This is a genomic window from Variovorax sp. dw_308 (genome assembly GCF_019207085.1).
Lineage (GTDB): Bacteria > Pseudomonadota > Gammaproteobacteria > Burkholderiales > Burkholderiaceae_C > Variovorax.
Genome location: NZ_JAATOM010000006.1, coordinates 273,858 through 286,238, shown reverse-complemented (window position 1 = coordinate 286,238; position 12,381 = coordinate 273,858). Strand labels below are relative to the sequence as shown.

The following is a 12,381-nucleotide window of genomic DNA, read 5'->3' as shown; positions in this document are numbered from 1 at the left end:
GCAACCACCTCAATTCAACCGCACCCCACTCCCCGCATCAAACAAATGCGCCGCCTCCCCCAGCGGCCACAGCGGCAGCCGATCCCCCGGCCGTGCACTGATCCGATCCCGAAACGCCGCAATCACGTTCTGCCCCGCGAACCGCGCTGCGATCTGCGTCTCCGACCCCGTCGGCTCCACAACGATCACATCCGCCCCCGCCCCGCGGCTCGCATCCAGCGTGAAGTGCTCCGGCCGCGCCCCGTACAACACCCGGTCCCCATGCGCCCCCCGCGCAGGCCGCGCCAGCGGCAACTGCAGCCCGTCATCCGTCACCACATGCGGTGGTGAAGCCCCGTCCAGCTGCAAGCGCCCCGGAATGAAGTTCATCGCCGGCGACCCGATGAACCCTGCGACGAACGCATTGCGCGGCTGGTCATACAGCGCCAGCGGCGCGCCGACCTGCTCGACCATGCCGTCCTTCAGCACCACGATGCGATCCGCCATCGTCATCGCCTCGACCTGGTCGTGCGTGACGTACACCGTCGTCGTGCCGAGCCGTTGATGCAGCGCCTTGATCTCGGTGCGCATCTGCACGCGCAACTTGGCGTCGAGATTCGACAGCGGCTCGTCGAACAGGAAAGCCTCGGGCCGGCGCACGATCGCGCGGCCCATCGCCACGCGCTGGCGCTGGCCGCCTGACAACTGCTTCGGCCTGCGCGCCAGCAACTCCCCCAGGCCCAGGATGTCGGCCGCATGCCCCACGCGCTGCGCGATCTCCTTGCGGTCGATGCCCTGCAGCGACAGCGCAAAGCCCAGGTTCTCCGCGACCGTCATGTGCGGATACAACGCATAGTTCTGGAACACCATCGCGATGTTGCGATCCCGCGGCGCCACGTCGTTGATGGTCTCGTCGCCCAGCCGGATCTCACCACTGGTGATGCTCTCCAGCCCCGCGATCATGCGCAGCAGCGTCGACTTGCCGCAGCCCGAAGGCCCGACCAGCGCGAGGAACTCGCCCTCGTGGATCTCGATGTCGATGTTGCGCAGCACCTGCGTGCTGCCGAAGTCCTTGACGAGGTTGCGGATGCTGATGGAAGAGGACATGGCTTCTTTTCCGTTCAATCAATCAATCTTTCACGCCGCCGGCCGTGAGGCCGCGCACGAGGTAGGTCCGCACCAGCACGGTGAACACGATCACCGGGAACATCACCAGCGTGCCGCTCGCGGCGATCTTGGTCCATTCCCAGCCTTCGTACTGGAGGAAGTTGACGATCGCGACCGGGGCCGTGATGGCGTTGGTGCGCGTGAGGATCAGCGCGTAGAAGAAATCGTTCCACGAGAAGATGAAGCAGAGCACCGCCGTGGCCGCGAGCCCCGGCGCGGTGAGCGGCAGCGTGATGCGCCAGAAGGCCTGCCAGATGCCGCAGCCGTCGATCCACGCGGCCTCTTCCAGAGCGACCGGCACGGCCTCGAAGAAGGTCTGCATCAACCAGATCACGATGGCCAGGTTGAAGGTGAGGTACACGATCGCCAGGCCGATCACCGTGTCCTGCAGGCCGAGGTATTGGTATGCGAGGAAGAACGGAATCGTGAAGGCGATCGGCGGCGCCATGCGCGTCACCAAAATCCACAGCGCGATGCGGTCGCGGCTCTGGAACTGCCAGCGCGTGAGCGCATAGGCGGCCGGCACGCCGATCAGCAACGACATGCCGGTCGACAGCGTGCTCACCAGCAGGCTGTTGCCGAAGGACTTCAGGAAGTTGCCCTGCAGCAGGCTCCTGAAGCTGTCGAGCGTGGGCACGAACAGCAGGCTGTCTTCGAAGAGGTCGCCCGCGGGCTTGAAGGCGAGTTGCACCAGCCAGAGGAAGGGCGACAGCACCAGCAGCATCAGCAGCACCGCGACGATGGGGCGCGCATGGCGTCGCAGCCACGACTTCTTCTTCGTGTGCGTGCGGGGCCGTGTCGTCGCAGCAGGCCGCAACGTCGTGGGCGCGGGCGCAGCAGGCAGCGACACGCCCTCGTCGTGTGCGCCGATCAGCATGCCGCCGTCGATGGCGTAGTTACCGCTCTGCATGGTCGTTCCATCCGAGTTTTCCGACGAGCAAGCTCAGCGTGAACACGCCCGCGAGGATCACCATCGCGATCGCGCTCGCATAGCCCCAGTAGGAGAAGTTGAAGGCCTGGATGAAGCCGTAGTAGTTGGTGACTTCGGTGACCGAGCCGGGCCCGCCGTTGGTCAGCACGTAGATCAGCGGAAAGGCCTTGAAGCTGTCGATGAGGCGGAACAGGCCGCACACGACCAGCACCGGCCGGATGTACGGGAACACGATGTACCGAAACAGCTGCCAGCGGTTGGCGCCGTCGAGGCTGGCCGCTTCGAGCGGGTCGTCCGGGATCATCTGCAGCGAGGCCAGCACCATCAGCATCGTGAAGGGGAACCACTGCCAGGTGTCGGCGACCGTGAGCGCCCACAGGGCCGTGTCGGGGTTGGCGATGAGCGAGCGCACCGGCAGGCCCACGGCCTCCAGCACACGGTGCATCGGGCTCACGTCGGGCGTGTAGATGATCTTCCAGATGAGCGCGACGACGATCGGCGGCAGCACCATCGGGATGAGGAACACGGTGCGCGTCGCGCCCAGCACCTTCGACTTGCCGTTGAGCAGCAGCGCCAGGCCCAGCCCCACGCCGAGTTGCAGCACCACGCTGACCACCGACAGCTTGAGCTGCACCGCGATCGACGCGAGGAAGCGCCTGTCTTCCAGCAGGTGCCGATAGTTGCCGAGCGGGTCGTCGAAGCGGAAGGTGTTGGCCGGGTCGGTCAGGCTCAGCGGCGTGAGGCTCGCGACCAGCAACGCCGCGGCCGGCACCAGCGTGATCGCGAGCAGCACCAGCAGCGAAGGCGACAGGCCGATGAGGAAGGCGCGGCGGCGCTCGGCCTCCCAGCTTCCGCCCTTGCCGCCGCCCTTGCCGCCGGCCGTACTGCCACCGCGTGCAACGGCGATCGCGCTCACAGGTTCAGGCCTGCCCGTTTCAGTTCCGCGATGGACTGCGCCTGCGCCTGCTGGAAGGCCTGCTTCGCCGACAGCTGGCCGCTCACGATGAGCTCGATCGCCTTGTTGAGTTGCTGGTCGACCTGCGGATAGACCGACACGGTGCGGTACTTCATGTGGCCGCTCTTCGCGGCGAGGTCGATCGATTCGAGCGAGAGCTTGGCCAGGTCGCTGCCGTTGATGACCTGCTTCTGCCGGTACTCGGGCGAGTCGATGTCGGAGCGGCGCGCGGGCGATCCGTAGCCTGCTGCCACTGCGCGGCGCGTGGTCTGCTTGCTCAGGGCCCACTGGATGAAGGCCCACGCGGCCTCCTTCTTCTTCGAGCCGGCAGGGATGCCGAGCGCGTGTACCGCAGTGCCCGGAAAGCGCCCGGCCGGACCCTTGGGGATGAGGCCGAACTTGACGGTCTGGATCGTCTTGCTGGTGGCCGGATCGCCGAGCTGCGCCAGGTACAGCTGGCCCGCATCGGTGAAGTTCACGCGGCCGAGCTTGAGGGCCTGCGTCACCTGGTCGGGCTGGTAGGTCACGGCGCCGTCGGGGCCGAACTCCTTCAGCAGGTTGGCGTAGTACTCGCCGGCGGCAATCGCCTCGGGCGTGTCGAGCGTGGGGAACAGGTCGTCGGGCGCCTTGCGGAACACGTCGCCGCCGAAGGCATGCAGGTAGGGCACGAAGGTCCAGCCGTAGTGGTTGTCGGCGACGAAGCCAGCCACGCGCTCCTTCTTGTTGACGGCGCGCAGCACCTTCACCAGGTCGTCGGTGGTGTCGGGGAAGGCGAGCCCGGCCTTCTGCACAAGGTCGAAGCGCGAGGACGCGGTGAGCAGCGCCTCGGCGGTCCACGGCACGCCGTAGAGCTTGCCGTCCTTGCCGGTCTCGGGTGCACGCGCGCCGGGCAGGAAGTCGTTGAGGTCGAAGTCGGCCGGCGTGAGGTTGGGGTTTCGGATGTAGTCGTCGAGCGGTGTGAGCCAGCCCGAGTTGATCCAGCGGCTCGAATAGATGAAGGTCACGTTGACCACGTCGTAGGCCGCGCCGCGGGTCGACAGCTCCAAGTCGACGCGCTGGTTGTAGACGGGGAAGGAGGGCGCGTCGAAGTTGACCTTGGCGCCCGTCAGCGCTTCGAATTCGGGGAGCCATTGCTGCAGCAGCTTGGGGTAGGCGGCGCTGAAGGTGGAGACGTTGAGCGTGACGCCGTCGAACTTCTTCGCGCCGCCTTGTGCTGCGGCCAGGCCGGGGAGGAGTGCGCCTGCGCCGAGTGCCGCGCCGGCCTTGAGAAGACCGCGGCGGCCGTTGTTGAAATCGTTGTGCATATTTGCCTCGCGTGCGTGATGGGCTTCAGGCTGTTGCCGTGATCAGCTCATCGATGCGCTCGTCATTCGTCGCCTCGGGCCGGCTGCGCGTGCGGCTGCGTTGCCCATCGACCGACACGGCCGGCTGACCATGCACCGTCACGCGGCGCACCAGGCGCGGCTGCTTGCCGTAGTCGTTGATCGCGAAGTGCTGCGTGGCGCGGTTGTCCCAGATCGCCACGTCGTCCTGCCGCCAGTTCCAGCGCACCGTGTTCTCCAGCCGCGTGACGCGGTTCTGCAGCAGCTCGAAGATGCGCGCCGACTCGGTGCTCGACAGCCCGACCAGCTTCTTCACGAAGTGGCCCAGCAGCAGCGCGCGCTCGCCCGACACCGGGTGCACGTGCACCACCGGATGCTCGGCCTCGTACACGGCCGACACGAACACGTTGCGGTGATGGCGCAGCCGTTCTTCCTCGACCTGCACGCGGTCGGCGCCGTAGTCGTAGTCGTTGCTGTGCACGGCCCAGAGCGAATCGGCCAGGCGCTTCAGGTTGTCTGGCAGGCGCTCGTAGGCGATGGCAGTGTTGGCCCAGACGGTGTCGCCGCCATAGGCCGGGATCGTCACGCCGCGCAGGATCGAGATCTTCGGGAAGGCATCGACGAAGGTCACGTCGGTGTGCCACGAATCGGCGCGTCCTCCGCCCTTCGACGCGTCGAGCTCGAACAGCTTGGTGCCCTGCGGCGAGGGCACCGTCGGATGCGCGACGGTCTTGCCGAAGCGCGCGCCGAAAGCCTGGTGCTCGCTGTCGTCGAGCTGGCTTTGCCCGCGGAAGAACAGCACCTTGTGCTTGACCAGCGCAGCCGTGATCTCGTCCTGCGTGGCCTCGGGCAAGGTGGACGAGAGCTTGAGGTCGAGCACCTCGCCGCCGATGTTGCCGGCCACGCGGCGGACCTTGAAGGCGTTGAAGGTGTCATCGATGGCGGACGGGGTCTGCGTGCTCATGGTCTTGTGCTCCTGCGGATGCGTGGGATCGGTATGGGGCACGAATGCTATGGGCGCGAGTCGCTGAAGAACGCGCTTTGCTACGAAGCAATCCAGATAACCAAATTCGCTTTTCGCGCATGCGAACGCACCATCGAAGCTCAGATGTTTGAGTAGTAAGCAACCCACGAATCATTCGTTCCGTTCGCGCTGCCGTCGCCCTAGAGTCGATCGTTTCGTCCTTGAGTCGACACAACACCATGCCCCGTTTGGATACCCGCCCGTGGAGCCGCCAGGCCGCCGCATTCGTCACCGCCATCGGCTTGTTGGGCAGCAGCCTGGCCGCACACGCCGAAGGGCAGCTGCGCATCGCCGAGCAGTTCGGCATCGTCTACCTGCTGCTCAACGTGGCGCAGGACCAGAAGCTCATCGAGAAGCGGGCCAAGGCGGCCGGTGTCGACGCCAAGGTCGAATGGGTCAAGCTCTCGGGCGGCCCGGCCGTCAACGACGCGCTGCTGTCCGGCAACATCGAGATCGCCGGCGCCGGCGTCGGCCCGCTGCTCACGCTGTGGGATCGCACCAAGGGCAAGCAGAACGTGAAGGGCGTGGCCTCGCTCGGCAACTTCCCGTACTACCTGGTCAGCAACAACCCCAACGTGAAGACCATCGCGGACTTCACCGACAAGGACCGCATCGCGCTGCCGGCCGTCGGCGTGTCGGTGCAGTCGCGCGTGCTGCAGCTCGCATCGGCCAAGCTGTGGGGCGACAAGGAGTTCGCGAAGCTCGACAAGATCAGCGTCGCGCTGCCGCACCCCGACGCGGCCGCCGCCATCATCAAGGGCGGCACCGAGATCACGGGCCACTTCGGCAACCCGCCGTTCCAGGAGCAGGAGCTGGCCGGCAACCCGAACGCGCACATCGTGCTCAACTCCTACGAGGTGCTCGGCGGGCCGGCGTCCGCCACGGTGCTCTACGCCACCGAGAAATTCCGCAACGAGAACCCGAAGACCTACCAGGCCTTCATCGACGGCCTGAACGACGCGGCGCAGTTCGTCACCGCCAACCCCGACAAGGCCGCCGACATCTACATCCGCGTGAGCAATGCGAAGATCGACCGCGACCTGCTGCTGAAGATCATCAAGAGCCCCGAGGTCCAGTTCAAGACCACGCCGCAGAACACCTTCCAGCTGGCCGAGTTCATGCATCGTGTCGGCGCGATCAAGAACAAGCCCGCCTCGGTGAAGGACTACTTCTTCGACGACGCGCAGAACGCGGCGGGCAATTGATGGCGGAAAGCGCATTGCGGGTCGGCGCGCCGTTTGCGCCGCAAGCTGTTGCGCCGCCGGTGCGGCCGGCTCGGTCTCTCGATGCTTCCGATGGCGAATCGGCATCTGGCACATTGGCAACCAGCGAAGGCGCATTGCTGCAGGTCGACGGCGTCAGCCTCGAATACCGCACGCCGGAACGCGTGGTGCGCGCCACGCATCGCGTGAGCTTCGACCTTCATGCCGCCGATCGCTTCGTGCTGCTCGGGCCATCCGGCTGTGGCAAGTCAACGCTGCTCAAGGCCATCGCCGGCTTCATCGCGCCGGTCGAAGGCCAGATCCGGCTCGATGGCTGCGCCGTCACCGCGCCGGGGCCGGACCGCATCGTCGTGTTCCAGGAGTTCGACCAGTTGCCGCCATGGAAGACGGTGAAGCAGAACGTGATGTTCCCGCTCCTGGCCTCGCGCACGCTGGGCCGCAAGGAGGCCGGCGAACGCGCGCTGCATTACCTCGACAAGGTGGGCTTGTCGAAGTTCGCCGACGTGCATCCGCACCAGCTGTCGGGCGGCATGAAGCAGCGCGTGGCGATCGCGCGTGCGCTGGCGATGCAGCCGCGCGTGTTGCTGATGGACGAGCCCTTTGCCGCGCTCGATGCGCTAACGCGGCGCAAGATGCAGGAGGAACTGCTGGCGCTGTGGGACGAGGTGCGCTTCACGCTGCTGTTCGTCACGCACTCGATCGAGGAGGCGCTGGTGGTGGGCAACCGCATCGCGCTGCTGTCTCCGCATCCGGGCCGCATGCGCGCCGAGATCAACAGCCACGGCTTCTCGCTCGACAGCCTGGGCGGCGCCGATTTCCAGCAGACCGCGCAGCGCATCCATCGCATGCTGTTCGAGGAAGAGGGCGCTGCGTCATGAGCGCATTGATCCCGCCCGTGCGGCCGGAATACGAACTGAAGCTCGCGCCGTTCACCGAGCTGCCGGTCGAGCGTGCATTGCCCTTCGCGACGCGGCTGTGGGCGCAGGGCTGGCTGCGCAAGGGCCTGATCCTCGTCGTGCTGGCCGTGCTGTGGGAACTGGCCGCGCGCTGGCAGGACAACGACCTGCTGCTGCCCACCTTCACGGCCACCGCGAAGGCGCTGGTCGAAGGGCTGGCGAGCGGCGAGCTGGTGGAGAAGGTCGGCATCTCGATGGCGGTGCTGCTGCAGGGCTACGTCGCCGGCGTGCTGCTCGCCTTCGCGCTGACCACGCTGGCCGTGTCGACGCAGATCGGCCGCGACCTGCTGGGCACGCTGACCTCGATGTTCAACCCGCTGCCCGCGATTGCGCTGCTGCCGCTGGCGCTGCTGTGGTTCGGGCTGGGGCGCGGCAGCCTGGTCTTCGTGCTGATCCATTCTGTCCTGTGGCCGCTGGCGCTCAACACCTACGCCGGTTTCCAGGGCGTCCCCGAGACGCTGCGCATGGCCGGGCGCAACTACGGGCTCAAGGGACTGCGCTACGTGCTGCAGATCCTGGTGCCTGCTGCGTTGCCTGCCATCCTGTCGGGGTTGAAGATCGGCTGGGCCTTTGCCTGGCGCACGCTGATCGCGGCGGAACTGGTGTTCGGCGCGTCGTCGGGCAAGGGCGGGCTGGGCTGGTACATCTTCCAGAACCGCAATGAGCTGTATACCGACCGCGTGTTCGCCGGGCTGGCGATGGTGGTGCTGATCGGGCTGCTGGTGGAGAGTCTCGGCTTCGCGACGCTGGAGCGGCTGACCGTGCGCAAGTGGGGGCAGCAGCGCTGAGGGTGGGCGGGCCATATCGAGCCCGCCGATGGCTCAGGCTTTTGCCTTGGCCTTCGTCTTCTTCGCCGGCTTCAGCTTGTTCAGCGCGATCGCCTCGTGCACGAGCGCCTTGAAGGCAGTTGCATCCACTTCCTCACCCTCCGCGATGTCGATCGCGCGCCGCAGGTTGCCGTCGAGGCTGGCGTTGAACAGCTTGGCCGGGTCCTTCAGGTGCGCGCCCTTGGCGAAGGTCAGCTTGACCTTGTCCTTGTACGACTCGCCGGTGCAGATGATGCCGTCGTGCTCCCAGACCGGCGTGCCCATCCACTTCCATTCCTCGACCACGTCCGGGTCGGCCTGGTGAACGAGCTTGCGCATCCGCGCGAGCGTTTCACCGCGCCAGTCACCGAGTTCGGCGATTCGCTTGGAGATGAGTTCGGGTGCCGAGGCGCCTTCACTCGCGGCGGGCTTTTTCGTCATGCGCGCATCCTGGAACGCCCACCCGCAACGCGTCTGGAAGACGATCGCGGATGGTGCTGTAAGAGTTTGGAGGCGCGATGTTAAGGCCGGTCCGACCACGCTGGAAGCGCCAGGGCTCTCCGCGCGCAGGCGAGGAGTCGTATCGACTGAGCGCCCTATGCCAGCGTGGCCTCGTCGCTCAATGCCTGGTCCACCACTGCCCGCGTCAAGGTCGGCGCAAACGACTCGATGAAGGCATAGACATACCCGCGCAGGTAGCTCCCGCGCCGCACCGCCAGCTTGGTCAGGTTGATGCCAAACAGGTGCCCCGCGTCGATCGCCCGCAACTGCGTGTCGCGCTCCGCCTCGTAAGCGATGTTGGCCACGATACCCACGCCCATGCCCAGCCCCACATAGGTCTTGATCACGTCCGCATCCATCGCGGCCAGCGCGATGTTGGGCGTGAGGCCCTGCTGCGCGAACGCATCGTCGATGCGCGTGCGGCCGGTGAAGCCGGTGTCGTAGGTGATCAGCGGATGCTGCGCCAGCGCGTCGAGCGTCAGCGGCGCATCGAGCAGCGCATGACCGGGCGGCACGATCACCGAATGGGTCCAGCGGTAGCAAGGCAGGGCGAGCAGTTGCGGATAGTCCGCGAGCGCCTCGGTGGCGATGCCCACGTCCACCTCGCCTTCCAGCAGCATCTGCACGATCTGCTTGGGCGAGCCCTGGTGCAGGTGCAGCCGAACGTTGGGGTAATGCGCGCGAAACTCCTGCACCGCCACGGGCAGCGCATAGCGCGCCTGCGAATGCGTCGCCGCGACCGAGAGCACGCCGCTCTGCTGTGCGACGAACTCCTGGCCTGCGTGGCGCAGGTTGGTGCTCTCCATCAGCACGCGCTCGATGATCGGCAGCACATGGCCGCCGGGCTCGGTGAGTCCGGTCAGCCGCTTGCCGGCGCGCACGAACAGCTCGATGCCAAGCTCGTCCTCGAGTTCGCGGATCTGGCGGCTCACGCCGGGTTGCGAGGTGTGCAGTGTCTGCGCGGCCTCTGTCAGGTTGAAGCCGCTTCGCACGGCTTCTCGCACCGAGCGAAGTTGTTGGAAATTCATGATGGGGCGATTCTGGCGGGCGCGCTTCATTTCAGGAACGAACGATTCGTTGATTCCAAATGAGCGAAATGTCTTTGGCACGGAGATGACAAACCCTTGGTCGGCACGCTATGGAAGGCATTGAATTGCTCTATTCCCCTCGCGCGGCGTCTGCCACAGAATCAATCCCCCCTCATGCAACAACAGGAGATTCCATGGCCAATGAGAAGACCGAGGCAAAGTGTCCCTTCAGCCAGGCAGCCGGTGGCGGCACGACGAACAGCGACTGGTGGCCCCGGCAGTTGCGCGTCGACCTGCTGCACCAGCACTCCGCCAAGTCGGACCCGATGGGCGATGGTTTCGACTATGCGAAGGAGTTCGAGAGCCTGGACTACGCGGCGCTGAAAAAGGACCTCGCCGACGTGATGACCGACTCGCAGGACTGGTGGCCGGCGGACTTCGGCCACTACGGCCCGCTGTTCGTACGCATGGCCTGGCACAGCGCCGGCACCTATCGCATCGGCGACGGACGGGGGGGCGGTGGCCGCGGCCAGCAGCGCTTTGCGCCACTCAACAGCTGGCCCGACAACGTGAGCCTGGACAAGGCCCGGCGCCTGCTCTGGCCGGTCAAGCAGAAGTACGGCAAGAAGATCTCCTGGGCCGACCTGATGATCCTCGCCGGCAACGTCGGGCTGGAAACCATGGGCTTCAAGACCTTCGGCTTCGGCGGCGGCCGACCCGACGTGTGGGAGCCCGACCAGGACGTTTACTGGGGCCGCGAGGAAAAGTGGCTGGGCGGTGACGTGCGTTATTCCAGGGGCTCGCCGGGCGTCGACGAGGCCCACGGCGTGCTCGTGAAGGACGACGACAGCGAGGTGAAGCATTCGCGCGACCTGGAGAACCCGCTGGGCGCCGTGCAGATGGGCCTGATCTACGTGAACCCCGAAGGCCCGGACGGCAACCCCGACCCGATCGCCGCGGCCTTCGACATCCGCGACACCTTCGGCCGCATGGCGATGGACGACGAGGAGACCGTGGCGCTGATCGCCGGCGGCCACACCTTCGGCAAGACCCACGGCGCGGCACCGGCATCGAACGTGGCGCTGGAGCCCGAGGCGGCCGGCATCGAGGCGCAAGGGCTGGGCTGGCACAACAGCTTCGGCGCCGGCAAGGGCGGCGACACCATCACCAGCGGCCTGGAAGTCACCTGGACCACCACGCCGACGAAGTGGAGCACCAACTTCTTCTGGAACCTGTTCGGCTACGAATGGGAACTGAGCAAGAGCCCCGCCGGCGCGCAGCAATGGGTGGCCAAGGGCGCAGGCGCGACCATCCCGCACGCGCACGATCCATCGAAGAAGCTGGTGCCGACCATGCTGACCACCGACCTGTCGCTGCGCATGGACCCGGCCTACGAGAAGATTTCGCGCCGCTTCATGGAGCACCCCGACCAGTTCGCCGATGCCTTCGCGCGGGCCTGGTTCAAGCTCACGCACCGAGACATGGGGCCGCGTGCGCGCTACCTCGGCCCGGAAGTGCCGGCGGAAGAATTGATCTGGCAGGACCCGGTGCCCGCGGTCGACCATCCGCTGGTCGACGCGCAGGATGTCGCGGCGCTGACGAAGAAGGTGCTGGACTCGGGCCTCACGCCTGCGCAGCTGGTGTCGACGGCATGGGCGTCGGCCTCGACCTTCCGCGGCTCCGACAAGCGTGGCGGCGCGAACGGCGCACGCATCGCGCTGGCGCCGCAGAAGGACTGGGCCGTGAATGATCCGGCGCAACTGGCCAAGGTGCTGCAGACGCTGGAAGGCATCCGCAGCGGGTTCAACGGCGCGGGCGGCAAGAAGATCTCGCTGGCCGACCTGATCGTGCTGGCCGGCGGCGCGGGTGTGGAGCAGGCGGCGCGGGCCGCGGGCCGCGAAGTGAAGGTGCCGTTCACGCCGGGACGCACCGATGCGTCGCAGGAGCAGACCCATGTGGAGTCCTTCGCGCCGCTGGAACCGGTGGCGGATGGCTTCCGCAACTACACGAGCGTGCGCTACGGCGTGCCGGCGGAAGTGTTCCTGGTCGACCGGGCGCAGCTGCTCACGCTGACGGCCCCCGAGATGACCGTGCTGGTCGGCGGGCTGCGTGCGATCGGCGCGAATACCGGGAACTCCAAGGCCGGCGTCCTGACGCAGAAGGCGGGCACGCTGACCAACGATTTCTTCGTCAACCTGCTCGACATGGCGACGGAGTGGAAAGCGGTCGCTGGCGGCCAGGACGAGTTCGAAGGGCGTGACCGCAAATCAGGCCAGACCCGGTGGACCGCGACGCGCGCGGACCTGGTGTTCGGCTCGAACTCGGTGCTGCGCGCTGTTGCCGAGGTCTATGCCGGTGCGGACGCCAAGGAGAAGTTTGTCGATGACTTCGTGGCGGCCTGGACCAAAGTAATGAACCTGGACCGCTTCGACCTTCGAGGGTAGGAATATTTCTACTGCGGCCACCGATCTCGGGCCTGTGGTGCTCAC

At 66.5% G+C, this 12,381-nt stretch carries 11 protein-coding genes; 4 read left to right on the top strand and 7 right to left on the bottom strand.

What is annotated here, in order from left to right:
• Positions 1–9: 9 nt before the first annotated feature.
• From HCU76_RS15450 to HCU76_RS15430, 5 genes are read right to left on the bottom strand one after another with little or no spacing between them, the layout of a single operon-like run.
• Complete coding sequence (locus tag HCU76_RS15450; protein ID WP_218509880.1) at positions 10–1,086, bottom strand: ABC transporter ATP-binding protein; 1,077 nt, start codon at positions 1,084–1,086, stop codon at positions 10–12.
• 22 nt (positions 1,087–1,108) lie between these two features.
• Entirely contained in the window at positions 1,109–2,056 is a 948-nt protein-coding gene (locus HCU76_RS15445; RefSeq protein ID WP_256354198.1) for a carbohydrate ABC transporter permease, read from the bottom strand.
• Positions 2,043–2,984 carry a carbohydrate ABC transporter permease gene (locus HCU76_RS15440; RefSeq protein ID WP_218509929.1) on the bottom strand — a complete coding sequence of 314 codons (942 nt, stop codon included), beginning with the start codon at positions 2,982–2,984 and terminating at the stop codon, positions 2,043–2,045. The genes HCU76_RS15445 and HCU76_RS15440 overlap by 14 nt, the downstream gene beginning before the upstream one ends.
• 5 nt (positions 2,985–2,989) lie before the next feature.
• Entirely contained in the window at positions 2,990–4,336 is a 1,347-nt protein-coding gene (locus HCU76_RS15435; protein ID WP_218509879.1) for an ABC transporter substrate-binding protein, read from the bottom strand.
• A gap of 25 nt (positions 4,337–4,361) precedes the next feature.
• Positions 4,362–5,318, bottom strand: coding sequence for a TauD/TfdA family dioxygenase (locus tag HCU76_RS15430; protein WP_218509878.1), 957 nt, complete (start codon positions 5,316–5,318; stop codon positions 4,362–4,364).
• A 239-nt stretch (positions 5,319–5,557) separates the two neighbouring features.
• Here HCU76_RS15430 and HCU76_RS15425 point away from each other — a divergent pair, with 239 nt between their 5' ends.
• The 3 genes from HCU76_RS15425 to HCU76_RS15415 are packed head-to-tail and all read left to right on the top strand — an operon-like array spanning position 5,558 to position 8,345.
• The gene (locus tag HCU76_RS15425) at positions 5,558–6,583 is read left to right on the top strand and encodes an ABC transporter substrate-binding protein (protein ID WP_218509877.1); all 1,026 of its coding nucleotides are present in this window, start codon (positions 5,558–5,560) and stop codon (positions 6,581–6,583) included.
• Positions 6,583–7,479: an ABC transporter ATP-binding protein gene (locus tag HCU76_RS15420; RefSeq protein WP_218509876.1), complete on the top strand. Its 897-nt coding sequence runs from the start codon at positions 6,583–6,585 to the stop codon at positions 7,477–7,479. Before HCU76_RS15425 ends, HCU76_RS15420 begins: the two co-directional genes overlap by 1 nt.
• Complete coding sequence (locus HCU76_RS15415) at positions 7,476–8,345, top strand: ABC transporter permease (RefSeq protein ID WP_213954431.1); 870 nt, start codon at positions 7,476–7,478, stop codon at positions 8,343–8,345. Before HCU76_RS15420 ends, HCU76_RS15415 begins: the two co-directional genes overlap by 4 nt.
• Positions 8,346–8,378: 33 nt before the next feature.
• On the opposite strand, the gene HCU76_RS15410 is transcribed toward HCU76_RS15415, so the two are convergent.
• Together HCU76_RS15410 and HCU76_RS15405 are read right to left on the bottom strand one after the other, a co-directional pair.
• Positions 8,379–8,804, bottom strand: coding sequence for a DUF1801 domain-containing protein (locus HCU76_RS15410; RefSeq protein ID WP_218509875.1), 426 nt, complete (start codon positions 8,802–8,804; stop codon positions 8,379–8,381).
• A gap of 155 nt (positions 8,805–8,959) precedes the next feature.
• A complete protein-coding gene (locus HCU76_RS15405; RefSeq protein WP_218509874.1) occupies positions 8,960–9,892 on the bottom strand; it encodes a CysB family HTH-type transcriptional regulator in 933 nt (310 codons plus the stop codon).
• Between the two features lie 194 nt (positions 9,893–10,086).
• On the opposite strand from HCU76_RS15405, the gene katG reads away from it, so the two are divergent.
• A complete protein-coding gene (gene katG / locus HCU76_RS15400; protein WP_218509873.1) occupies positions 10,087–12,336 on the top strand; it encodes a catalase/peroxidase HPI in 2,250 nt (749 codons plus the stop codon).
• The last annotated feature ends 45 nt before the right edge of the window (positions 12,337–12,381 follow it).